The 24,654-nt window shown below is 49.0% G+C and carries 24 protein-coding genes and 1 pseudogene; 18 read left to right on the top strand and 7 right to left on the bottom strand.

The genetic code is table 11. The annotated features are described in order from the left end of the window. On the bottom strand, positions 1-435 hold a 435-nt coding region (locus AZ66_RS12500; RefSeq protein ID WP_044355155.1), incomplete at its 3' end, for an aminotransferase class III-fold pyridoxal phosphate-dependent enzyme. A 439-nt stretch (positions 436-874) separates the two neighbouring features. Here AZ66_RS12500 and AZ66_RS12495 point away from each other — a divergent pair. The 5 genes from AZ66_RS12495 (at position 875) to AZ66_RS29790 (ending at position 5,032) form a co-directional block, all read left to right on the top strand. Further along, complete coding sequence (locus AZ66_RS12495) at positions 875-1,828, top strand: ABC transporter ATP-binding protein (protein ID WP_197081703.1); 954 nt, start codon at positions 875-877, stop codon at positions 1,826-1,828. Next, a complete protein-coding gene (locus AZ66_RS12490; protein ID WP_082061554.1) occupies positions 1,825-2,655 on the top strand; it encodes an ABC transporter permease in 831 nt (276 codons plus the stop codon). The genes AZ66_RS12495 and AZ66_RS12490 overlap by 4 nt, the downstream gene beginning before the upstream one ends. A gap of 155 nt (positions 2,656-2,810) precedes the next feature. Then, a complete protein-coding gene (acpS, locus tag AZ66_RS12485; RefSeq protein WP_021261197.1) occupies positions 2,811-3,212 on the top strand; it encodes a holo-ACP synthase in 402 nt (133 codons plus the stop codon). 21 nt (positions 3,213-3,233) lie between these two features. Beyond that, positions 3,234-4,178, top strand: a complete 945-nt coding sequence (locus tag AZ66_RS12480; RefSeq protein WP_044355154.1) for a phosphotransferase enzyme family protein — start codon at positions 3,234-3,236, stop codon at positions 4,176-4,178. 179 nt (positions 4,179-4,357) lie between these two features. After that, positions 4,358-5,032 carry a hypothetical protein gene (locus tag AZ66_RS29790; RefSeq protein ID WP_052648493.1) on the top strand — a complete coding sequence of 225 codons (675 nt, stop codon included), beginning with the start codon at positions 4,358-4,360 and terminating at the stop codon, positions 5,030-5,032. 93 nt (positions 5,033-5,125) lie between these two features. On the opposite strand, the gene AZ66_RS12470 is transcribed toward AZ66_RS29790, so the two are convergent. Both AZ66_RS12470 and AZ66_RS12465 read right to left on the bottom strand, forming a co-directional pair. After that, the gene (locus tag AZ66_RS12470) at positions 5,126-5,401 is read right to left on the bottom strand and encodes a hypothetical protein (protein ID WP_021256150.1); all 276 of its coding nucleotides are present in this window, start codon (positions 5,399-5,401) and stop codon (positions 5,126-5,128) included. Between the two features lie 165 nt (positions 5,402-5,566). Next, entirely contained in the window at positions 5,567-5,944 is a 378-nt protein-coding gene (locus tag AZ66_RS12465; RefSeq protein ID WP_082061553.1) for a c-type cytochrome, read from the bottom strand. A 202-nt stretch (positions 5,945-6,146) separates the two neighbouring features. Between AZ66_RS12465 and mutY the strand changes: the two genes are divergently transcribed. The 3 genes from mutY (at position 6,147) to def (ending at position 11,218) form a co-directional block, all read left to right on the top strand. Then, complete coding sequence (gene mutY / locus AZ66_RS12460) at positions 6,147-7,241, top strand: A/G-specific adenine glycosylase (RefSeq protein WP_044355153.1); 1,095 nt, start codon at positions 6,147-6,149, stop codon at positions 7,239-7,241. A gap of 244 nt (positions 7,242-7,485) precedes the next feature. After that, entirely contained in the window at positions 7,486-10,263 is a 2,778-nt protein-coding gene (locus AZ66_RS12455) for an endo-beta-N-acetylglucosaminidase (protein ID WP_044355152.1), read from the top strand. Between the two features lie 430 nt (positions 10,264-10,693). Continuing rightward, positions 10,694-11,218: a peptide deformylase gene (gene def, locus AZ66_RS12450; protein ID WP_044355151.1), complete on the top strand. Its 525-nt coding sequence runs from the start codon at positions 10,694-10,696 to the stop codon at positions 11,216-11,218. A gap of 702 nt (positions 11,219-11,920) precedes the next feature. Here the strand turns inward: def and AZ66_RS12445 are convergent. From AZ66_RS12445 to AZ66_RS12435, 3 genes are read right to left on the bottom strand one after another with little or no spacing between them, the layout of a single operon-like run. Then, positions 11,921-13,129 carry an ROK family protein gene (locus AZ66_RS12445; protein ID WP_021261189.1) on the bottom strand — a complete coding sequence of 403 codons (1,209 nt, stop codon included), beginning with the start codon at positions 13,127-13,129 and terminating at the stop codon, positions 11,921-11,923. Then, positions 13,122-13,658, bottom strand: coding sequence for a chromate transporter (locus AZ66_RS12440; protein WP_044355150.1), 537 nt, complete (start codon positions 13,656-13,658; stop codon positions 13,122-13,124). Before AZ66_RS12440 ends, AZ66_RS12445 begins: the two co-directional genes overlap by 8 nt. 56 nt (positions 13,659-13,714) lie before the next feature. Further along, on the bottom strand, positions 13,715-14,395 hold the full coding sequence (locus AZ66_RS12435; RefSeq protein ID WP_021261187.1) for a chromate transporter: 681 nt from the start codon (positions 14,393-14,395) through the stop codon (positions 13,715-13,717). A gap of 368 nt (positions 14,396-14,763) precedes the next feature. Between AZ66_RS12435 and AZ66_RS12430 the strand changes: the two genes are divergently transcribed. Next, on the top strand, positions 14,764-15,441 hold the full coding sequence (locus AZ66_RS12430; protein WP_021256141.1) for a TVP38/TMEM64 family protein: 678 nt from the start codon (positions 14,764-14,766) through the stop codon (positions 15,439-15,441). 46 nt (positions 15,442-15,487) lie between these two features. After that, positions 15,488-16,420 carry a cysteine synthase A gene (cysK, locus tag AZ66_RS12425; protein WP_044355149.1) on the top strand — a complete coding sequence of 311 codons (933 nt, stop codon included), beginning with the start codon at positions 15,488-15,490 and terminating at the stop codon, positions 16,418-16,420. A gap of 297 nt (positions 16,421-16,717) precedes the next feature. On the opposite strand, the gene AZ66_RS12420 is transcribed toward cysK, so the two are convergent. After that, positions 16,718-17,335 carry a superoxide dismutase gene (locus tag AZ66_RS12420; protein WP_021261185.1) on the bottom strand — a complete coding sequence of 206 codons (618 nt, stop codon included), beginning with the start codon at positions 17,333-17,335 and terminating at the stop codon, positions 16,718-16,720. A 516-nt stretch (positions 17,336-17,851) separates the two neighbouring features. On the opposite strand from AZ66_RS12420, the gene AZ66_RS12415 reads away from it, so the two are divergent. From AZ66_RS12415 to AZ66_RS12380, 8 genes and pseudogenes are all read left to right on the top strand, one after another. Continuing rightward, entirely contained in the window at positions 17,852-18,289 is a 438-nt protein-coding gene (locus tag AZ66_RS12415; RefSeq protein ID WP_021256138.1) for a GNAT family N-acetyltransferase, read from the top strand. A 189-nt stretch (positions 18,290-18,478) separates the two neighbouring features. After that, positions 18,479-19,039, top strand: coding sequence for a DUF402 domain-containing protein (locus AZ66_RS12410; RefSeq protein WP_044355148.1), 561 nt, complete (start codon positions 18,479-18,481; stop codon positions 19,037-19,039). Positions 19,040-19,263: 224 nt separating this feature from the next. Continuing rightward, positions 19,264-20,967, top strand: a complete 1,704-nt coding sequence (gene queG / locus AZ66_RS33325) for a tRNA epoxyqueuosine(34) reductase QueG (protein WP_044355156.1) — start codon at positions 19,264-19,266, stop codon at positions 20,965-20,967. Positions 20,968-21,164: 197 nt separating this feature from the next. Next, positions 21,165-21,383, top strand: a complete 219-nt coding sequence (locus AZ66_RS12400; protein ID WP_021256135.1) for a YneF family protein — start codon at positions 21,165-21,167, stop codon at positions 21,381-21,383. Between the two features lie 45 nt (positions 21,384-21,428). Next, positions 21,429-22,019: a GTP cyclohydrolase I FolE gene (gene folE / locus AZ66_RS12395; protein ID WP_044355147.1), complete on the top strand. Its 591-nt coding sequence runs from the start codon at positions 21,429-21,431 to the stop codon at positions 22,017-22,019. Positions 22,020-22,128: 109 nt separating this feature from the next. Beyond that, a complete protein-coding gene (locus tag AZ66_RS12390) occupies positions 22,129-23,193 on the top strand; it encodes a DUF7309 domain-containing protein (protein WP_044355146.1) in 1,065 nt (354 codons plus the stop codon). A gap of 202 nt (positions 23,194-23,395) precedes the next feature. Continuing rightward, positions 23,396-23,911 (top strand): YcxB family protein, encoded by a 516-nt coding sequence (locus tag AZ66_RS12385; protein WP_044355145.1) that lies wholly within the window; start codon positions 23,396-23,398, stop codon positions 23,909-23,911. 221 nt (positions 23,912-24,132) lie between these two features. Further along, positions 24,133-24,654, top strand: a pseudogene (locus tag AZ66_RS12380) (helicase); the annotation flags it as partial.

The following is a 24,654-nucleotide window of genomic DNA, read 5'->3' as shown; positions in this document are numbered from 1 at the left end:
AACAAACTTTGTCTTCGAAGGGCGGCCGATCTGTTGCCAGTATTGGAAGGACATCTTAATAGCCACTTCCACAGCAGTCGATCCATTGTCCGAATAGAATACCTTATTTAGCCCTTCGGGGCTAATCTGGACAAGCTTCTCCGCCAGTTCTATCCCTGGGGCATGGGTTAAGCCGCTGAACATAATGTGATCGAACTGATCCAACTGCTCAGCAATCGCAGCCTTAATGCGTGGATGCCCATGTCCGTGAAGGCTGCACCACCAAGAAGACACGGTGTCGTAATAGCGACGCCCTTCTGCATCGTATACATACATGCCCTCCGCACGTTCAATTAACACATGATCACGATCGGCATACTCCTTCATTTGTGTAAATGGGTGCCAGACATACGAACGATCCTTATGTAGAAGAGATTTCCGTCTTCCTGTTTCCATCTCATTTCCAGCTCCTTTGTAAATAACGAACGCCCTGAATCTTTAATGTTAACCTTTTATATATAAAGTAGGTTAACATTAAAGTGTCCAGTAGGGCAATAGCTTTACGCTAAGGGGTGAATGTAGGTCATCAATAGGGTGCATTGCCACCAGGGTGCGTCGCGTCGCCAATTGGGGTGCGTCGCATAGGAGTACATCGCGAACAAGAGTGCGTCGCAAACAGGAGTACATCGCGAACAGGAGTGCATCACCACCAGGAGGAGATCGCCAAGAGGGCATCGCCATCAGGAGGAAGTCGTCTATAGGAAGAATCCCAAGCAGACTCCGTCTACAGGCGGAGCAGCTTATTCACCTGGAGAACGAATGCAAGATCCATCGATGGTCGCTTGTTGATACCAAACCTATTAGGTATTATTTACCACATTAGGAGGGGTGAAAAGTGAATCCTGTTATTTACGAACTCGACCATGTGAGTCAAATGTATAAACGAGGCAAGGTAAAGGCGAATATAGATATTTCACTGCAAGTGCAAGAAGGTGAAATATTGGGGGTGCTTGGCCCCAATGGAGCGGGCAAATCAACCCTGATCAAGCAGATGATCGGGCACTTGAAGCCAACAGAAGGAAAAGTGATATTCAAGGGTATGGATGTATCGCGATATACGAGACATGTGGCACAGCAGGTTGCCTATTTCTCGCAGGATCCGCATGTTTTGTCTGTGTTAAAAGCACAAGAAGCGCTGGAGTTTACTGGGCGCCTGCGAGGAATGACAAAATCGGACGCCGTAAGACAGTCAGCGGAGTTGTTGGAGATGGTGGGATTGTCTGACTTTCGCGATAAGCAGCTGAAGCATTTGTCTGGAGGGCAACGGCGGATGATTGGCATCGGGACTGCATTGATCGGCCGTCTGCCAGTTCTTATTTTCGACGAGCCAACGAATGAACTGGATCCCACGAACCGCCGCCTCGTATGGAATTTAATTAAGGAACGCAATCGTAAGGGGGCGACCATTATCCTAGTTACGCACAACGTGCTTGAGGCAGAGCAGGTAGTGGATCGGGTTGCAGTGGTCAATCATGGACGCTTGCTGGAAATTGATGCGGTCGCCAAGCTGAAGCAGAAGGTCGATCAGCGGCTCAAATTCGAGCTAACCACGGAATTTGGCTGCCGTGAGGCGGCTGAGCAGGCTTTGAGACAGTGGGGGCAGCTTCATATTGATGGCGAGAACCGGCTTCGTTTGCTCGTAGACAAATCAGAAGCGAGCCTTGTGCTCGATTATATTGTTAATTCTCCTCACTTGCCGATCGAGGAATACGCGGTAAAGCCGCCAAGTTTAGAGGATGTGTATTTCCATATTGATCGTCAAGCAGAGCAGGAGGTGCAGGATGTATGAAATCAGAAGCAGCAAGCAGATCTGATATCGTCAGCCAGTCTGCAGTCAAATCAGTAGTCCCATTCGCAGGTACAAGAGGAATTGGGCGGAAGTTGACAGAGTTTATAATCCTAACCCGAATTCAATACGCCAACATTCGAGACACATGGGTGTGGGTTCTGTTGATGTCAACAATGTTTCCATTTACAACCATGCTCTTCATGATTTCTTTTACAGACAATCCGAGTCATGAAGCATTGATTCGGGTCATTGCCGGCAACCTCATATTCGGTATTATCGTAACGGGGATGAACTCGATGGGGCAGGAGATATCGTGGCAGAAGCATCAAGGTCATTTTACGTTCTACTTGTCATTGCCGATATCCAAGCTGAACTTCGTAATTGCCAATATGCTGAAAGGCTTAATGAGTGCCCTTCCGTCCTTTGTATTGCTTGCAGCATTTGGGAAATGGGGGTACGGCATTGATTTTCATATTACATGGGCGCTGCCGATTGTTGTGCTATTGTCCTTGACCAGTGTTGTTGGCGTAGGTGTAGGCATCGGCTTCTGGTCGCCGAATCATCAGTTGACAAATATGCTTGTACAGGCGCTGATGATGTTCGTTACATTTCTGTCGCCCGTCATGGTCGATATGCATCAGCTTCCATCATTATTGCAGTGGGTGGCCTATATTTTTCCGACCACATATGCGGCAGAGGCGATGCGGGGAGTACTTTTGACTGGATGGACAACAGATGTCATGCTGAACAGCATCGTACTGCTGGGGTACAGCATAGTATCGATTCTTGTGATTCATTTCTTGGTGAAATGGCGTGTAGGCGAATAATGTGTTCCGGAGTGTATGTGGGCGCTGTCAGCCGTTATAGGTTGGGCAGCGCCTCTTGCATGTGATACAATTACCGCAAGATTAATTTCATGTATATATCTGGAAGCGTTGGTCTGCAATTGATCAGCGAAGCCGCATGGAAGGAGAGAATCAGGATGATACATGGATTAGGGCATGACATCATCGAAATTGAGCGTGTCAACAAGCTGCTGCATGATCACATCGGTGTACGATTTATCGCTCGCATACTAACAGAACGCGAACAGGCCGTATATGCGACCAAGGGAGGAAGGCAGGTCGAATTCGCCGCTGGCCGATTCGCTGCCAAGGAAGCGATTGTGAAGGCGTTTGGAACGGGAATCGGAGAAGTGATCTCCTTCCAAGACATCGAGATATTGCCGGATCAGCTCGGCAAGCCGATTGCCCGATTGAGTAAAGCTGCTTGGCAGCGGCTCGGCTTGTCCAGCAGTGAATATCGCATTCATCTTAGCATCTCGCACCAGCCGAGCATTGCGTCGGCACAGGCTATTGTAGAATGGCGTACGTCAGATACATAGTGGAATGGGGGAGGTAAGTTTATGGCGCCGGAAGAAGTGCTTCTGGAGGTATGTGACTACATCGGGTGCGACAGGTCGGAATTGCATATAATTGGTGGTTACGATCTTAATGTATACGAGGCAGCTATTGTAGGGAGAAGTCCTGTCATTATAAAGCTATATGAGTATGGAATTCATAATACGGCACATATTCAGTCTGAAGTTGAATGGGTGCAATATCTTCATGAATACGGCATTCCGGTTGCAGCACCGCTTTCTTTAAGAGGTCAACTTGTTCATTCCCTGCCAACTCACTTTTTTACGATATATGAGAAGATATTAGGCCAACAAATCCAGATCCATGATGAGCAAGTGTGGAATGAACGCTTATTCAAGGATTGGGGGGCAGCCCTTGCGCAGATGCATGCAGCTTCAGAAGCTTACGATGGATCTCCTCTTGTCCGTCCGCATTGGAAGGAGCATGCACTGTACCAGCAAGAGCATCATCAGCTTGATCCTACTGTGCGGAGCAAATGGGAGCAGTACTGCAAATGGTTGTCTGAACAGACGGTTACCCCCGCAGAGTATGGAATTGTTCACGGCGATCTTCATCAGGGCAATCTCCTGATTAAACAGAATACCCCAGTTATCATTGACTTCGGAGACAGCGAATACCATTGGTACGCATATGATGTGGCGATCGCCATCTATCATGCTGTCTCCACTGTGCAAGCTCCAGAAGAACGGCGAAACTTCGCCGAGCGCTTCCATGATGCAATGATGGAAGGTTACACAAGCCATCGCTCCACGAGGCTTATTACACCACGATTGAATGACTTCATCGATTATCGACATGTATTTTCCTATGTGTATCACCATACCTATGCAGACTTTAGCAAGTTGACGGATCAGCAGGTTATCTTTATGCAAAATATGAAACAGTCCATCGTCCAGCAGGATCATTTTTTAGGATTTTCACTTGTGTAGCAGGTAAGCGGGGAGTTCGGAGCGTGCATGTTTGATTCGCCATGTCCACGTACAGACCCTGGTTGTACGTCCGCCCTTATTTGCCAGTTCGAACGTTGAGGAAGTTCATCGTTTCTTGGTTACGTGTAGGTGATGGCTTGAGGAGAGGTGAGGCTTACTTGAAGAGGAGCAGTGCAATCATGCTGGCGGTCTTGGTTTTATTGCTATTCGCGATGAGCATGGAACTTACTACGAGTGTGGAGGATGCGAAGGGGATTTCCACCCGTGTCACGCCTACATCAACATCGACTTTAACCGAAGTTGGATTAGTAGAACCCCCTGTTCGGAGCATGGTTGCAAATCATGTAACAGTTGAGGAATTCTATTCTCGGTATGCTGCCATTACAGGTCAGACTCTGGCTCAGGTAAGATCCCATCTTCAAGAGGCTAATGAGGAGCAAACAGGGTACCGTACGTTTTACAAGGAATATGTGCTGCAGGCTGAATCGAAGGAAGGGGAGTGGGTTAGAGCTGGCGTTCTGGCCCAGGTCGAGCAGTTCCGTTTCGGACATTCTGTTGTGAATCGATTCAAGGGCATATTTGATGAGACTGCCTATCTCCTCAAGGAGACAGGGGAATCCTCGATGGTCACTAATTACGTGAAGGGAACCATTCAGGCGTCGGGCAACCTTCAGCTATGCTTTAGTGGCTATACAGAGGATGTGGTGAATGGAGGGGTTCGAAGCGGCTTGTTCACTTATGGAGAGCGAATAGAGGCGCGTGTTCCATTATTGAGCGCGCTAGGGGAATTGGATGTCGGCCATTGGTATGACAGGCAGCATGTGAGCGGGAGCGGAACCTTTTCACCAGGATAATAATAAACAGCGTAAATAGAAAATGGGGTCCCGACAAGGGTACCCCATTTTTATGTAAGAGTCTGCTAAATACTGATAAGCATGAAGCGTTCATTAGGCCTCAAGAGCGTCTACATATTGCTTCGCCTCTACGAGCGACAAGCCGAGCACTTCTCTCGCCTTTTTGACTGCGGCTACTTTCTTGCCTTCGCGTACAAGCTGAAGCACCTCGTCTTGAACAGGGTGTCGAGGCAGGCCGACTTCTTGGGCGATGTGGTCATAGCTTACCTGCATTGCCTTGATGCGTGCCTCCATGGCGCTTACCTTGTTGTACACAGATAAGCATACGAATAACGTGATGAGTGATATCGTGATAGATAGGTATTCCATTCGAACATCCCCTTTCGATCCCTATATATCTATTATAGCTGAAAGGATAGGCTTCTCAAAGCAAAACGGATTATTGCCGTCCTTGCTTACTATGAGGTGTTCGTATGTTGGCAATACTCATCGAGCACTTATCTTATAGGGTTATCGGCCTCGAGGGGGAAGAGGCTACTTCTTGCTGGCGAGCCAGTCAGCAATTTTGTCGATTTCTTCTTTTTCCAGACGTCCGCCTTGGGCGGGCATGAGTTTGCCGCCATTTTCAATCGTATTCGCAATCTCTTCCTTCGTCAGCTTGCTGCCGATCTTTTGCAGGTTTGACTCTGGCCCCATCATCCCTTGCATTTCATTGCCGTGGCATTGCATGCAATTGTTTTTATACAGGGTGACAACTTCTCCTGGGCCTTCTAGTGCAGCTGATTTTTTGGTGTTTCCTGAGCTGCTCTCACTGCTGCTATTTGCTTCGCCTCCGCATCCAGCAAGCAGTCCTAGCAAGGCGATACCGGCGACAATTGGGATGAAGCGTGTAAACATTCGACGTTGTGGCACTGATGATGCCCTCCATTCTATTGGGACATTTCTATATGAATAGTATAGAAATTCCAGCACCTCTCTTGCAAGCGCTGGTGTGGATTGTTGGCAGAACGTTCACAACTGGTTCCCTTCATGTATAATGGGCAAGGAGACTGCGATTATAGGATGAGTACTACCTACTAGAGACAAATCAATAGACAAGAGACAGGAGGCCGTCATGGACGAGCAAAAGAGATATTTCAGCCGCGAGCTTCTGCTCTGGTATCGGGCGAATAAGAGGGATCTGCCTTGGCGGCGTCAATCGAATCCCTACTACACATGGGTATCCGAAATTATGCTGCAGCAGACGCGTGTGGAGACGGTAAAGCCGTATTTCGAACGCTTTATTGGGAAATTCCCTACCGTTGAGGCGCTGGCAGATGCACCTGAAGAAGAAGTGCTGAAGGCATGGGAAGGGCTCGGATACTATTCCCGGGCGCGTAATTTACAGACTGCAGCACGAGAAGTGAAGGAACAATACGGCGGACAAGTCCCTAATGACAAGGCGAAGGTGTCCGCGTTAAAAGGCATTGGGCCATATACATCCGGTGCGATCATGAGCATTGCCTTTAATCGGCCGGAACCGGCAGTGGATGGCAACGTAATGCGGGTGCTGTCGCGTTATTTCCGCCTGCATGATGATATCGCGAAGCCATCGACGCGTGTTCATATGGAGCATTTGGCACAGGAACTTATTCCGGAGGGCTGCGCATCCGATTTCAATCAGGCACTAATGGAGCTCGGCGCGCTCGTGTGCACGCCAAAATCCCCGTCATGTCTGCTCTGCCCAGTTATGGAGCATTGTGAGGGACGCATGGCAGGAGAAGAGCTCACCCTGCCGATCAAGACGAAGGCGAAGCCGCCGAAACCGGAGCTTCGGTATGCGGCATTGATTGAGGGAACTGGAGAAGATGAAGGCAAGGTGCTTGTCCGTCAACGGCCGGATACCGGCTTGCTGGCGAAGATGTGGGAGCTGCCGCATATTCTCGTACCGAAGCAGGTGGGCATCGTCGGGATGAGCGACGCTGAGTCGTATGCGATTCTGCATCATTCCTTGCAAGCGGAGGGGGTAGACGTTGCGCCCGTTGAACACTGGATGGATGCAGAGCATACGTTCAGCCATATTCATTGGCAAATGCGCGTTTACCGCTGTAATCTTCGCAATCTGCAGCCGAAGGACAATACCGTATACAAATGGGCAGGTCCAGAAGAGATGGAGGAGCTTGCCTTCCCGAATGTATTCGTGCGATTGTTAAAAATACGCTTTCAGTAATCCATTTAGTTACTTTCGTGACATTTATTCTGGTGTAGATTTTAAAGATTTACTAGACAAATTAAAGGGTGCTTGCCGTTTAGGCGGAAGTTCCCTTTTTTTCTATTTCGTAAACGTTTACAATGGTCACGACAACATTGTGGAAGCGTTACCAAAGTTAGGAGAGACTTCGGATACGCTTGTTGAGGCATTGGATTTGTCTATACAACATCAAGAGAAAGTCGTCACTTTGGAGGGGATTCTAATGAAACGATTGAAACCGACCATACTTTCCCGAGGTCAGATAAAACGCAAGTTTGCCTTGATGCTCAGCACAGCGATGATCGCTGGATCGCTTGCCGGCTTCGCTGGCCAGGCAGAGGCTGCGCAGCCGCATTCCTCGTATTGGTACCCGGATACGCTATTGTCGTGGTCGGCACAGACAGACAAGGATGCGGCATTCAACCGCAGTTCCGTGAAGCTGGACACTTCTCGTGTACAAGGAGCGAAGGTGAACCCGAATGCGAAGTCAGATGCCAAGGTAATGGCGCTTGCTTCGATGTACAAAAGTACGAGCGGTGCACCATCGCAAGGCAATGACAGCTTCCATGGCTATGCATTCAGCTACTGGCAGTACGTTGACAAGCTGATTATGTGGGGCGGATCTGCCGGGGAAGGCTTGATCGTTCCTCCAAGTGCGGACGTAATTGATGCAGCGCACAAGAATGGGGTACCGGTATACGGCACTGTCTTTCTACCACAAAAAGAGCACGGCGGTAAAATCGAATGGATGCGCGATCTGATCCAGCAGCGTGAGGACGGTACGTTCCCTGTTGCAGACAAACTCATTGAAGTCGCGAAATTCTATGGCTTCGATGGCTGGTTCATTAACCAGGAGACACAGGGCGGCACGCCGGAAGATGCGCAGAATATGCAGAAGTTTTTGAAATACTTGCAGAAGATCAAGCCTTCCAATATGGAAATCATCTGGTATGACTCCATGGTGAAGGATGGTCCTGTGAAATGGCAGGGTGGACTGACGGACAACAATAAGATGTTCTTCCAAGATGGGGAGGAGCGAGTAGCTGACAATATGTTCATCGACTTCCGCTGGCAGTTCAAGAAGGATGGCAAGTACGACTACGTAACGCCATTCCAGAACTCGCCGAAGGCAGCCGAACAATTGAAGCGGGATCGCCATGAGTTGTTCGCAGGTATGGATTTGGAAGGCGGCGGCGGTTATCAAGGGGAGTACAACTTCCCGGTATTGTTCCCGGAAGGACAGGACGCGGTGACATCGCTTGGTTTATATCGTCCGGACTGGGCGTTCAATACGACGAAGACGAATGATGAATTCATGCAGAAGGAGCAGCGTCTCTGGGTAGGCGACAGTCTCGATCCGTCCAAGACGAAGGCGAACGATTGGGCATGGCGCGGCATGGCGCATGATATCGTAGATAAGACGGTCATTACGAAGCCAGACTTTGTGACCCATTTCAATACGGGTAACGGTACGCAGTTCAGTGTATTCGGCAAGAGGGTCCGTGATCGTGAATGGTTCAACCGCAGTCTGCAGGACGTTCTGCCGACATGGCGCTGGATGGTTGACGAGTCTGGACAGAAGATTGCACCAAGCTTCGACTTCTCGAACTCCTTCTATGGCGGCAGTTCCTTGAAGCTTCAGGGCGAGGTTGCGGAAGGCGCTTCTTCAAATGTGAAGCTGTACAAGACTGATGTAGAGGCGACAGCTGCTATGCAAATGACGTTGACGTACCATTCGAATGCACCGGAAGCTGCTGATCTGAACATCGGTGTTGCGTTCGAAGGAGCACCGGATACATATACGTTTGTAAAGCCTTCTGATACGAAGGCAGCTGGCGCGAAGAGCGACTGGACACAGGCAACTTATGACTTGAGCCCATATGCAGGCAAGAAAATTGTCGGCGTATCCGTTCAAGTGGAAGGCAAGGCCAATGATAATCTATACTTGGCAAACGTAGGGGAGTTTGCGATCCGCGATAAGAATGAGAAGACGGCTCCTGTAGGTCAAGTCTCGGATGTTCGTGTGATCGAAAACGATGTCCGTGACGGCATTTATGCAGACGCTCGCTTGACGTGGACAGCGCTTGGCGATGATGTGCAGTACTACCAAGTGTATCGTGTGAAGCCGGACGGATCCCGTGAGTTCATGGGTGCGACAGGCAACAACTATTACTATGTGTCTGAAATGAAGCGCGGCGGCGACATGGAGAAGACGACGCAACTAGCAGTTGTTCCGGTGAACCGTCACTATGAGGAAGGCCGCGCGGCAATGACTTCGTTTGACTGGCCTGAATATCCGTCCCCCAAGGCAGACTTCGAGGCGGATAAGACGTTCGTAGCGCCAGGTGAGGAAGTACAGCTGACAGATAAGTCTTCGGAAGTGACAACAGAATGGGAATGGAGCTTCCCAGGCGGAACGCCTGAGACAAGCAAGGAGCGCAATCCGAAGGTAAGCTTCGCGAAGGAAGGCACGTATGAAGTGAAGCTGACTGCGAAGAATGCAGTTGGTGAAGATGTAATGACGAAGTCGCAGCTCATTACGGTATCCAAGGAAGCAGCGTTCCGGGCAGAGGATCTGGCTAAGGGTGCGAAGACAGAAGCGTCCAGCTTCGTCAATGACAGTGAAGCGCCACAGTTCGCCGTTGACGGCGAGATGCATACGAAATGGTGTGCAGTCGGCAATGAGAAGCACTGGCTGAAGGTTGATTTGGGTAAGGAGTATGATGTAACACAGTTCATCGTACACCATGCACAGGCTGGCGGTGAATCGGCTGCCTTCAATACACGCGAGTTCACGATTCAGCTCAGCACAGATGGCGAGAATTGGACGGATGCTGTAAAGGTGACAGACAACGAGAAGGGCACGTCCAAGCACGCGATTGCTAAGACCAAGGCTCGTTATGTTCGCCTTAACGTTGAGAAACCAACCCAAGGCGGAGATACAGCAGCTCGTATCTACGGCTTCGAGGTGCAAGGCATTAAGAATGTAGCTGCTGAATAATCGAGGATTCGAAGTTAACGGATAAGAGGGTCTTCCCCTTAGTCGACGATGGTCGGCGTGGGGGAGGCCCGTTTTTTATGGCCATAATGATTTGTTGGGTGGACAACGACAACCTCCACTTCGATTGCTTCCGTTGCCAGGCTAGAGGAAGATAGAATAGGGAGATTTGTTGGTTCATAGTGTGATGGAACAGGTATGCAACAGGGTGAAAAAATAATGACATTATATTTATGTTATATTGGATAGGGAAAACTCCAATGAAGATGACATGTACTTTAGGGAGCGGCGTTAGTTAAATGAAGCGAGAAGCTTCCGACATAGAACATAGGAAATAATAGCGAGTAGACCGTGATTAAGATTTCGAGAATGTGTAAACCATCTGCCAGTAAAATGGTTGATAGCAATTACTAAAGAGAAAGGAGTGAGAGAGATGGCTGAACGCATCATTTTACCTTTTGGAGATCCGATATTGCGCAAGCGCTGCAAGCCAGTTACGGAGCTGAATGCGCGTACGATATCGCTGTTGAATGATTTGAAGGATACCCTGTATGCTGAGAAGGGAAGAGCAGGACTTGCGGCACCGCAAATTGGGATTTTGCGACGTGTTGTCGTCATGGATGTCGGAGAGGGCTTGATTGAATTGATTAACCCGGAGGTCATTGAGACGGCTGGCGAGCAGGAAGGGATGGAGGCTTGCTTGTCTTATCCTGGGTACTACGGTAGAGTGAAGCGGCATCAATATATTAAGATAACAACGATGAACCGGGATGGTGAAACGGTCACATTGGAGGCCGAGGATTTCTTTGCCCGCTGCATCCAGCATGAGATGGATCATTTGGACGGTGTGCTGTTCATTGACCGTGTCGAGGATGATTATCTAGTCCATGGAACGAATCATCAGCATATGCCGCTGTTTCGTGCACTTCGACTGACATCCCCAGAACAGCGTACCTAAGGGTAGTAGTCAGCAGTTCCCCATCTATCTCAGTTATGTACCTGTGATACAGAAAAGCCATTGGATGTTGGCCGAATCCCCTTTTGAAAAGGGAATAATTAGGGGAGGTATTTTTATATCAGGTATTCAAGTGCTTCAAGATTGAGGATCGCGATGTTCTGAACCGGATATATAATGATACGGAGAGGGGCATCCAAGAAGAGCATAAGGCCAGATATAAGGACGGGAAGCTGAACATAGGCATCTGGAACAATCGGAGAAGGAATGGAATCGGATTCGAAATGGGGAGCTGCTTCGAGTTGTACTCACTAGTGAAGATGGGGAGCATATGCGCGGATTTACCGTGCAGGGATTGTGTTATGCATTAGTTGATGATCTTATGATTATGAAGGGGATTCCTCAAGGGGAAGAATGTTCACTGAACAACGAGTATTATGTGAAATATCTTCAATTATTACAGCGGCGGGGTCATTTATAATGTGAGGGCGAATGGTGAGGTCGGTGCTCAGCACTGCCTTTTTTGTATAGGCGGTCTTCCACTTACACAAGCGGCATGTATGTACAGAAGTGTAAGAGAATCTATGGAGCGAGCGATTATAAGCAATTATTATCGAATGAAGAGTGAGGTTCTGCAGTGAGCAGAACCTCTATTTGTTCGCCATCAGCATTATGATTATATGCCCTAGCGTTTAGTGTCTGGCATTATGCAGTGATCTTGTCCAGTATCATGAAGGCCGCTCCAATCGCAAGTGCCTCGTCACCGTAGCTGCCCTTGCTGAACATGACCTGATATTGCGGATAATGATAGGTTTTACGAATTGCCGTTTGTGTTGCGGTATAGAAAAATAAATCATTCGTGTTCATGAGCGGTCCGCCGAGCACCACTTTCTCTGGATGGAGAACGTTGAGCAGGTTGGCTAACCCAATGCCGAAATAAGTAGCAGCCTGCGTCACAATTTCGGTCGCCAGCGGATCACGCCGCCGCAGCGCCTCCATAATATGAGCATATGAAATGGTGGAGCTCGCCCCCGCGATCTGCTCAAGCAGACTGCGGCGACCCATTCGGACGAGTGCGTTCGCTTCGCGTTCAATGGCATATACGGTGGCATATGACTCCAAGCAGCCGTAGTTGCCGTTCCCTGTGCGAGGGGGAATGCCATCTGCCTGAATGATCATTTGCCCAAGTGAGCCTTCCATGTCGACAGCCCCGTAGATAAGTTTGCCTTCAGACATCATCGCGGAACGGAGCCCAATGCCGACATGTACGTACAGCATATGCCGGACATCACGTGCCCGATTGGCCCATGCTTCTGCCCGAATTGCGGTGTTCGCCCCATTATCGAGCATAACCGGCATGTTCAATTGTCGTTCCAAGTCATTGACGATCGAGACATCCTCCCAGCCAGGAGAAGGGAAGAAGCTAGGCTGCAAGATGACACCTTCGAATCGATCGAGCGGACCGACGGCGCCGATTCCAAGACCGAGTACCTTATCTGGGCTGAGCTTATGCTTGCCCGCCCAGTGATTAATCTGTTTCGCTACTTCTGCCAACAAGTATTCCGGTGTCATGAGTGCAGTCATTTCCCATTCGCATGTATCGAGCTTATTCCCGGCCATGTCCAGCATGACGAGGCGAGAAGAGGTGCGGGAGATATCTAGACCGAATGCATATCCGTAATCAGGAACGACTCGGTATAAAATCGGTCTGCGTCCGCCAGTCGAAGCACCAAACCCGCATTCAGCGATGAGTCCAAGCGCAGTTAGCTCCTCCAATACACGAGTCAGTGTGCTGACCGTAAGCCCGCTGTACTGGAGCAAGTCCAGCTTCGAGATTTCATCGGTGCGTCGAATGAATTGAAATATTTCCTTCGCTTTGGAGGAAGGAATGTGTTGATCCAATGATTTATCCATATATAACAATCCCCACAATTCCTGACAATAGGATGACGGCTATCGGATGGAGCTTCAGCTTCATCAGCGCAAGCAGTGCACAGGCGAAGATTGCGACTGGAATGAATGATGATAATGTCCACTTCGCTGTGAGCCCAGAATGCATCGCCATGTTGACCGCCGTATAGGCGATCAGCGCGATTACGGCTGGCTTCATGCCGTCAAGTGCAGACTGCACCCACTGATTATCATACACGCGGTAGAAAATAGTGGCAATAAGCAGCATGGTGATTGCAGAAGGCAGGATAACTCCAAGTGATGCAGCGATACTGCCGATCAAGCCAGATGCAGTATACCCAACATATACGGCGCTGTTCATCGCAATAGGGCCTGGAGCCATGCCAGCGAGTGTGATCGCTTCCGTATACTGCTCTGCCGTCATCCAGTGATGAGACAATGCTTCGTGTTCAATAACGGGAAGCATCGCATATCCGCCTCCGAAGGAGACAAATCCTAGTTTAAAAAAAGTCCAAAAGAGTTCCCATAACATGGTGCATCCATCCTTCTTGTTCGATTATGGGAGGTAACCATATCTATTCCATCAACCTAGACCGCTCTATTGTTGTGCGGCTTCGCTTGGCGGGAGCGGGTGGCGCTATTGCTTGTGCGCGGTGGCTTGGAACGGTCGTGTGGATGGTCGCCCATGAAGCTGCTGCGAGCGATCCAATTCAGTACCAGACCAGCGGCTGCTCCAATGGCTAACATGATAACGGGGTGGAGTGAAGTCCAGAAAAGCAGTGCTAGTGAGGTCAAGGTGATGGCCCATGTGAACACATTGGTTAAAGTGCGCGTGCCCAGACGCACGGCAGCATATACAATAAGCGCAACGACAGCAGGTTTAATACCGGACAATGCTGCCTGCACATACGGTTGATCACGTAGTCCTGCTGCCCCTGCGCATAATAACAGCATAATGGCAATAGTAGGCAAGGAGATGCCGATGACTGCTGCGGCGAGTCCGGATAGGCCGGCAATACGATAGCCGACGAGTGCGGCGACATTGACACCTATTCCGCCAGGAGCGGCACCAGCTAGTGCAGTGATTTCCCCCATATCGTCTGTTTCCAGCCATTTGCGCTTTTCGGCGATTTCCCGTTCGATGACAGGCAAAATCGCATAACCGCCGCCGAAGGTGGTCGGTCCGATCTGGCTAAAGGTCAGAAACAATTGAAGGAGAAGGGTGCGCTTCTTCATTCGCTGTACGGGACGGTGAGCATTTTGATTCATGGTGATTATCATCCCTTCCGTTCAGTGGTATGGTAGCTTCAGTATAACGTACTTAATTCCATTTTGGAATAAACTTTTCCCTAATCGATGTAAATGATCCGTAAATGAAGAAATAAAATTGTGATTTATTGTATTTTAGAGGAAGTTTCATCTATATTGGAATCATGGTGGTATGCATCTCGATTCGTTTGCACGAAGAGGTGGCATGATTGAAGAGATTAAGCAAGATTATAGGGACATGAGTGGGGCTATTTCCTATTTACTTATTGCGAAGGCAGTCGAGGAAGGGAGCAAATTGCCTGCGAGCTTGTGGCGGAGGGCTTCTATATATTAATATGGAATTATTAACGTAAGGAAGTAGGCAGCGTTTGCAACCAGTAACGGAAGCCGATGCCAGAGGAGGTACATTGGATAAGCGAATATCTCTCGGGCTGTATGTTCTCGCTGCTGTACTCATCTTGGTGTACCATGAGAAGCTGCTTGCTGTACTGCGTCATATGGAGCCTGGAGCAGGTGCGCTCATCATTATGTTTCTTGCTGCTGTCGCTATATCCCTATTTCCTGTCATTCCATTCGGTTTAGTGGCAGGGATTATAGGCGCTACTTTTGGCTTCTGGATTGGGGGCTGGATCAACGTGGCGGCTTCGACGGTAGGGGCTGCTTTGATGTTCCTTGCTGTTCGAAGCGGGATATCCAAGCAGGGCAGGTCGTATATCGAGCGTATCGGCTTACTTCGAAGCTTTAATCAATTAATGGAACGAAATGCATTCACTGCTGTGCTTATCGGGCGGATGATTCCCATTGTCCCAGCTGTAGCGATTAATGCATATGCGGCCATGCTGTCTATCCCTCTACGCACCTTCATGGTGGCAACTGTATTAGGGAAGCTGCCGGTTATGTTCCTGTTCGCCTATGTCGGCGAGCAGTTGCTTCAAGACTGGACAAGGATTCCGGTCGTCTTGCTTCTATATGCCGTGTACGTGGCTGGCATTTATGGAATACATCGAGTCGTGGAGCGATGCCAATCAAGGCGTGGCCGCACGTAGCGACACAAGGAATTGCGATAATATCGTTATGGAGGAAAAGTTGAATATGTCCAACATTGCATCAAACATTACACAGCTCATTGGCAACACACCCCTAATGGAGCTGAACAACTACAGTCGCAAGCATGGCCTCGGAGCGAGGCTCGTTGCGAAGCTGGAAGCATTCAATCCTGGCGGAAGCGTCAAGGATCGTATCGGATATGCAATGCTTAAGGCAGCCGAAGAGCAAGGTGTCATCGACCGCAGCTCGGTCATTATTGAACCGACAAGCGGCAACACGGGGATTGCACTGGCGAGCGCTGCTGCAGCACTTGGTTATCGTATTATTATTACGTTGCCAGATACGTATAGTATGGAGCGCATTAAGATGATGAAGGCGCTTGGCGCGGAAATCGTGCTCACGCCTGGATCAGAAGGGATGCAGGGTGCAATTCGGAAGGCGGAGGAGCTTGCCGAGAGCATTCCGAACTCGTTCATCCCACAGCAGTTCCATAATAAGGCGAACCCAGAAATGCACCGGAATTCGACAGCACAGGAAATATGGCGCGATACGGACGGAGAAGTGGATATCTTTGTGGCAGGGGTTGGCACAGGTGGGACAATTAGCGGTGTAGGCGGCGTATTGAAGGAGAATAAGCCATCGATACGAATTACAGCAGTTGAACCTGCTGATTCACCTGTTCTGTCAGGAGGCAATCGCGGTTCGCACATGATTCAAGGTATCGGCGCTGGCTTCGTGCCAAGCACATTCGATCGCAGCATCGTTGATGAGATCATCCGGGTTACGAACGAAGAAGCATTCACTGCGGCGCGCGAGCTTGCGAAGCAGGAGGGCTTCCTAGTTGGGATTTCCTCCGGTGCAGCATTGGCAGCTGCGACACAGCTTGCGAAGCGTCCTTCGAATGCAGGCAAGATGATTGTTGTGCTGCTGCCGGATACAGGCGAACGTTATCTGTCGACGCCATTGTTCGAAGGCTAAGCGGCATTATGTACATGTCATGGTCAGTAGCAGTGTGACGAGGTAACTGTATGCAGCGAAACAAGGTATGAACGTAACACGGTACAAGAAAACAACGTAAAACAACGTACAACGAAATAAGCATTCAGCTGCAGGGAAGCACATGTATCTCTGCAAATAAGAAGCCCTGATCCTGTGCAAAGCAGGTCGGGGCTTTTTGCATATGAATAAGGTGTTAACATTCATAAGCGCTGCTAACAAAAACAGCCGTCCTCCGAGCAGAAAGCCTGCAGGGGACGGCTGTTGCCAATGCATGAATTACTTGTTCAATGCATCTTCGTAGCGTTTTTCAACTGCTGACCAGTTCACAACGTTCCAGAACGCGGAAACGTAGTCAGGGCGTTTGTTTTGATATTTCAAGTAGTATGCATGCTCCCATACATCCAAGCCGAGGATAGGCGTCTTGCCTTCCATAATCGGGCTGTCTTGGTTAGGCAGGCTGTATACGGACAATTTGCCGTTAGCATCTACTGCAAGCCATGCCCAGCCGCTGCCGAAACGTGTAGCTGCAGCTTTAGCGAAGTCTTCTTTGAACTTGTCGAAGCCGCCAAGCTCATTGTTGATTGCATCAGCCAATTTGCCGGAAGGCTGGCCGCCACCGTTTGGTCCGATGATTTCCCAGAACAGGGAGTGGTTCGCATGGCCGCCGCCGTTGTTGCGTACAGCTGTGCGGATGCCCTCAGGAACAGCATCCAAGTTAGCGATAAGTTCATCAAGGGATTTATCTTGCAATTCTGGAGCAGATTCCAAAGCTGCATTCAAGTTCGTCACGTATGTGTTGTGGTGACGATCGTGGTGAATCATCATTGTTGTTTCATCGAAATGTGGTTCCAAAGCGTTGTTGGCATAAGGAAGAGCCGGTAATTGATGTGCCATTGTGTCATACCTCCTAATAATTATGTAGCATCTTATATACTTCTAACCTAATTAAACATGAAGCGAACGAATAAATCAACATAAATGTTGCGAAAGTCTTCATTGAAAATAAAGCCTTCGCAATTCTTCACAAATAGATGAATAACAGCCTGTCATTCAACGCTATCATATTACCCGAAAATGGTTCTTTTCAAACGAACGTTCCATTGGAGAACGATGGATCAGGGCTAGCAATGAATACGAATTCTTTACAATTTCTATGACCTTTTCTTGTATTGGGCAATGTAAACGCTTTAAATAAAGCGTTTACAAGAGAAAACGAGAGATTTTCCGATCTTTTTTATGGAAGTTGAAAGATAAAGAAGGATTTTCGCGATTTTTGTCGTATTTGTAAAGGTATTGCACAATCTATGTAGATAACCACAAAGATACAGATTTAATGTAAAGGCGTAGAAAGGTGTTAGACAGAGAGACAACCGATCACGAAACCAAGCTCAGGATGAGGGAGAGTAAGTCATGAATGTTCGTTCCTTTCGTTTGTCGGATTATCTTCCGGCAACCCAGTTGTTGAAGGAATCACTGTCAGATGAATGTTGTGAGAAGACGCTGGAAGCATTCGCGCGTCAGTTATCGTTGGACGGAGAGCTGGTGCTCATCGCAGAACATGAGGCATCTAGTGGGGAGCAGGCTATTGTCGGACTTGTCATCGGAACCGTTGATCGTAACAACGGCTACTATTACCGCCTTGCCGTACACCCAGATTATCGCAATCAAGGAGTAGGCAAAGCACTGGTAGCGGGATTGGAACAGAAATTCCAACAACGCCGCGTCAAAAACATTATGATTGCTGTGGACGAGCATACAGAAGTCGTATTGCCATGGTTTGAGGCATTGGGGTACGGAGCGAAGGATATGCTGCGCTCCCTGTCGCAGCTGCGCATCGTTGCAGGGTAACGGCGCGCAATCCTGTATTGCAGATGTATTGCAAGGTCGCAATCGGCCTCACTCGGTAAGAGTGGCGATACACGATTTACTATAGCCAAACATTGTACAAGGAAGCATATCTTCTCAACCGTTGCATTCGGGGAAAAGATATGCTTTTCTATTAGTAAAGCGAATTGAACGCAAAGCCGAGGAATTAGCATGAATCGTTATGAGGAAGCTCTTGTGAAAAGTTTCAAGCACGATGGTCACCTGCATCGGGTATGGCTCGAGAACTGGCTTGTGCCCTCCACGATGCGGCATCCTGATCATGTGAAGGAAGACATATACGTCCTTATCAATAGTCAGACGCCAATTCGGGAGTCGGATGGGAAGCAGTGGGTCAGCAAGATTCCTGCTGTCACCTTCCTCATCCCGAAGCAGTGGTTCAACGTTGTTGCTCTTATCGAGGAATGCGGTGTTCGGTATTATTGTAATATAGCATCGCCTCCGTATCGGTGCGGCAATATTTTCACTTATATTGACTATGATTTGGATGTCATTCGCATGACGGACGGGCAAGTTCAAGTAGTAGACCAAGATGAGTATGAGCACAATCGCTTAACCTATCATTATCCAGAGCTTGTTGAGCAGAAGGTGAAGCTAGGCCTGGATCAGGTGTTGGGGTACATTGAGCAGGGTCGTACTCCATTCCATGATGGTACGGTACGTTGGTATTACGAAGAGTGGAAGCAGTTGTTAGACGAATCTCGTGATCAGTAAGCGAGTAGACACGAAATCGGTGAACGGCGCCTGTTCCAGAACTTAGTTCCTGGGATGCATGGTGCCGTTTCCGATGTTGGCGGATTGTGGACAGGTTTTTTTATAGAGCAATAACGGATTAGCGAAATCACGGCATAGAAAATACATCATGAGAGGACAAGGAGGTGAATGGGATGCTTGATTCGAAGAAGCCGCATGGACAACAAAATCATGAAGAGCGGGTGATGCCTGATCAGGGTGCTTCCAAGGAACGGTGGCGCAAGTTGAAGCAGGATATTATAGAGGCCGCCCCGGCACTCGGAATTGATCAGGTCGGCTTTACGACGGCAGACCCATTCATTGAATTGAAGGCGAGGCTGCAGCATTCCATTGACCAAGGCTATGCCTCGGGATTCGAAGAACCTGACTTGGACAAGCGTACTCGCCCTGAATTGCTGCTGGAGGATGCGCGCTCAATCATTGCCATTGCTGTGGCCTATCCTTCCAAGCTGGAAGAGTCGCCGAAGTCGAAGGCAGGCTCCTATCGGGGAATGTTTGCGCGGACAGCATGGGGACTTGATTACCATCATGTTCTGCGTGATCGCCTCGCGAAGCTGGAAGCATTCTTACGTGAGCGCGTGCCTGAACAGGAGCTACGGGTACGAAGTATGGTGGACACAGGAGAATTAAGTGATAGGGCCGTAGCAGAGCGTGCAGGTATTGGGTTCAGCGGCAAGAACTGTTCGATTATTTCGCCGCAGTGGGGATCGTGGATTTACTTGGGCGAAATGATTACGAATATTCCGTTTCCGTCTGACGAGCCTGTTACAGAAGACTGCGGTGAGTGCACGCGCTGTCTTGATGCTTGTCCGACAAGTGCCCTTGTCGGCCCTGGACAGTTGAACGCGAACCTGTGCATCTCCTTCCAGACGCAGTCGAAGGACATCTTGAGCCATGAGATGATGACCAAGATGGGGAATCGGCTGTATGGCTGCGACACATGCCAGATCGTTTGTCCCAAAAATAAAGGAATGAACTGGACGCACCAACCCGAAATGCAGCCTGATCCTGAGAAGGCGAAGCCTCTTCTCGTTCCAATGCTGCAATTATCGAATCGTGAATTTAAGGAGCAGTTCGGCTCATTGTCGGCTGCATGGCGCGGTAAGAAGCCGATCCAGCGCAATGCGATTGTAGCGCTCGGCAACTTCCGTGATCGAAGTGCAGTTGGGGAGCTGCGTACCTTGCTACGAGAAGATACGCGTTATGATATTCGTGCGACAGCCGCTTGGGCGCTTGGTCAGATTGGCGGTACTGATGCGAAGCAGGCGCTGCTGTCAGCCTTGAATCGTGAGAAGGAGGATGCCGTTTTGCGAGCGATAGATGATGCCTTGCAGCAGTTCGACAATCATGTGGAACCTATTTATGTGCAGGAGATGGAGTCGCCGTTAGGGATGCTGACCGTTGCCTCCTCGGCGACAGGACTGTGTTCTATTGAATTCGGCAGTGTGCTGGATACCTCTGCACGTCTGAACGCCTGGGCGCAGCGCACATATGGTCGGGCTGCCCTCCAGCGTCATCCGGAACGGCTGCAGGAGGCAATTCGCCAATTGGAGGAATATTTCAGAGGGGAGCGGCAATCGTTCGATTTGACGCTTGATTTCCAAGGAACGCCATTCCAACGTGAGGTGTGGCGCGCTCTAATGGATATTCCGTACGGGGAGACAAGATCCTATAAGCAGATCGCAGAGGCGATTGGACGTCCACAGGCAGTGCGAGCAGTCGGTGGGGCGAACAATCGTAATCCGATTCCGGTTATTGCGCCATGCCATCGTGTCATTGGAGCAGATGGCCGACTGGTCGGGTATGGTGGCGGAATGGACAAGAAGGTTACACTTCTCAAGCTGGAAGGCATGCAGGCGAATGAGGATCGGATGCTGACTGCTCCTTAATGGAACAGGGGATATTTGTCACGATTGATAGTACGTGCTATCATAGTGGCGGTACGGTATATTCGAAATCGAACGGCACATCGATCGCTTTTAATTTTTCTATGTGAAGTTTTCGGTGGATCATTCACGGAATCTACCCTACTTGAAATATAGAAGCAATGAGCTAAACTTGACGATGTTGGGGTGACCATGGGAAGATGTGGACAGTAATTACGGCAATCGTAACACTAATTGTAGGCATTATCATCGGCTTCGCTGGCGGCGTGTACTACTTGCGTAACCAAATGACGAAAATGCAATCTGACCCTCAAATGCTGCAGAAAATGGCGAAGCAAATGGGCTACAATCTGAACTCGAAGCAGATGCAGCAAGCACAGCAAATGATGAAGAACAAGAATTTCAAGAAAAACCGCTAAGTTAACGAGATCATGCTCACAAGCGCGGCGGAAGGAGGAACGTTCGTGGCTGGTTTGAAGGATTATGTGAATACACAGGTTGGAACGAATCGCGAGAAGATTGAGCATCATATTAAGGAAATCTTGAAGCTCGTCGGAGAAGATGTTGAGCGCGAAGGATTGCTGGATACGCCAGCACGCGTGACTCGCATGTATGAGGAAATCTTCGCCGGTTATGAGGTAGATCCTCGTGATGCGCTCGGGGTAGCATTTGATGAAAATCACGAAGAGCTTGTCATTGTGAAGGATATTACGTATTATAGCCAATGTGAGCATCATATGGCGCCCTTCTTCGGGAAGGTGCATATCGGATATATTCCAAGCGGCAAGATAGCAGGACTTAGCAAGTTCGCCCGCTTGGTGGAAGCAATCTCCCGCCGCTTGCAGGTGCAAGAGCGGATCACTACCGAGATTGCCGACATCATGGATGAGGTACTCATGCCACACGGCGTGATGGTCGTTGTGGAAGGCGAGCACTTGTGCATGTGCGCCCGTGGTGTGAAGAAGCCAGGAAGCAAGACGGTAACGATGGCAACACGCGGCAGCTTCCGGACGGATGCGGCGCAGCGCACGGAATTTTTGTCACTGATTAAGTAGTAATGTGATGTATGTGGGTGAACTATGAACTGATGAACCCCGTTCCGGGCTTGGGACGGGTTTTTTTCGGACAGGGCAGGGAATTTGAATAGGAGGAGTTACTAGTCACATGACAGAAGCAAAGAAGAATTCGGAACAGAAAAGTACGGAACAAGAAGTAGAATTGACAGCGGAACAGAAGCTGTGGGCGAGATTGTATGAAGCAGCTTCTGCGTTCAAGAAGCAGGCGAGCTGGGAGTGGATGCCGGAGAACGTGATCTTTGGCGTGAGCAATCCCGAAGACGGAGAAGTGGGCTATTGCACGATTATGAATGGAACAGACTACTTGTTCGGTCTGGCGTTATTCCGCGGCGGTGAAGGATTGGAGAGCCTGAACAGCTTGATGCTGGACAATCATGAGCAGAATGCATGGCTGCACCGCCAAAAATGCATCATGGTAACGTTTGAAGACCGTACGGATCTGGAAAAGCGCGATTTGGCGCAGATCAAGGAGCTCGGGTTCCGCTTCCGCGGCCGTAATGCATGGCCAATGTTCCGCGCATACGACCCGGGGTTTGTTCCATGGACGCTTGACGAGAAGCAGGTCAGTTTCTTGGCGATCGCCTTAGAACAAGCGATAGATCTGGCAGCGCGTGTGAAGAAGGACAATGAGGTAATGACAGCACCGCAATCCGGTCAAGTGTTGGTTCGTACTCCGGACAACAAGAAGTGGGTAGATCGTTGGATGGATCCTGACTTCGTATTGGAGCGTCCTGTGAAGGTTGAAATCGAAGATCGCGATCGTCTGAATGATGTTATGAATCGTTTCCCGAATAAGAAGGGCCAATGGGAGACTGAATTTTTCTATGCGCCTGTTGCTGTGAAGGGTGAAGGCGAGCGTCCGTACTATCCGCGTCTCTGCTTGTGGGTAGACCGTACGACACGTGCAGCTGTAGGCTTCCATGTCGCGTATGATGACAACTTTGAGCAGGAGTTCCTGAATCATTTCTTGCAGCTTATTGAAGAGCAGGGGGTACGCCCACAGAAGCTCATCATTCGCACGAATGAATGCGTGGATCTGTTCGAGAAGACAGCACAGCGTCTGAAAATTCGCATTGAGCGCGAGTCGCACCTGGCGTACTTGGAGGAAGCGCGTGGAGACTTGTTCGATTATTTCTCCAAGCAAGAAGGGTAGAAGGAATCTATTTACGTTATAAATGATATATGTCCTTAGTAAATAGGAAATGAGGAGAAGGCATGGCTTCGCTGAAAGGCGGGTCGTGTCTTCTTTTTCTTATACTGCTTACCCGGGAAAGGTGGGTGTCTTAATGAAATCGCTGCATGTATAATGGGAATAAAGATGTTTATGCTATCTATGGAAATAAAGGAGTGCTGCTATGAAGATTTCAATGCATATTACAAAGGAAGACTATTGGAGATTTAATAAATTCGTGATATACAGCATGCCGAAATACCGTAAAGTCATGCTAGCGAACATCATCGGCCTGCCCTTGTTTTTAAGCATCATTCTTAAACTTATCGGAAAACCATGGGTGTACTCGATTGTCGTTGGGGTAGCGCTGGGGGTGCTTTTGAACGTATTTATGTATTTTTCGATTAAGAGAAAGGTTATCCGTTGGTCTGCTTCCACAGAAAATGCAGCCTGGCTCGGCGATCATACGATGGAGATTACGGAGCAGGGAATTGATGAGACGACGCCGGTCGGCAGCGCTCATTACAACTGGGATGCGATACCGGAAATCAGAATGACCAAGGACTACATCTATATCTTCATCAGCTCGATGCAGGCACATATTATCCCACTTGCTTGCTTGTCTAACTCGTCCGAGCAGACACAGCTTATTCAGCTTCTTGAGGAGCATCATAAGAAAAAGATTATCGTACATTCCTAACTGGTGATCACATATTACATCCATGCAAAAAGTCCTCTGCATACAAAAGTTGACAAGGAAAAAGCCTAATCAACATCTTGTAAGCAGAGGACTGTTATGTTAAGATCTAATGTACGATATGGGTATATTTTAAAATGCATTACTATCCAAATATATAATACCATATCGAATCACAGGCTGTCAACCTTGATTTATAAATTTCTAAAGAAGCGGGTGGTTAGATGAGTACGAAAGAAGAACAATGGCGTCTAGAAGAGGAACGAGCGGTTCGGGTGATGGAAGCTATTGAGCAGCATATTGAGCCCCTGCAGCAGGATATTGGCGACATCAAACACGAAGTAGTCGAATTCCGCAAGGCGTTCTGGGACGATGTCAAAATCAACATGGACGATGTTAATGAGGCGATAGAGACCTTTGCCAGCATGAAGCAGCAGGCAGAGGTGTTAACCGAGCGCGAGCATAGACACCGCCATGCTGCGCGTCAGTTGGATGTATTAACTCGCATGGCGAAGTCTCCCTACTTTGCAAGAATCGATTTCAAGGAAGATGGAGAAATGCGCGGCGAGGAGATCTATTTAGGCATTGGTTCTTTCCGCAATGAAGAAGGCGAATTTTTTGTATATGACTGGCGAGCTCCGGTGTCGAGCTTGTATTATGATTTCCCTCCAGGCCCTGCGCGCTATGCGACTCCTGTAGGGGAGATAGAAGGATCGATGGAACTGAAGCGTCAGTTTCTTATTTCG

Source organism: Paenibacillus sp. E194 (assembly GCF_000935845.1).
Lineage (GTDB): Bacteria > Bacillota > Bacilli > Paenibacillales > Paenibacillaceae > Paenibacillus_B > Paenibacillus_B alvei_B.
The sequence above is the reverse complement of the archived record's forward strand: the minus strand, read 5'-3'. Positions and strand labels throughout refer to the sequence as shown.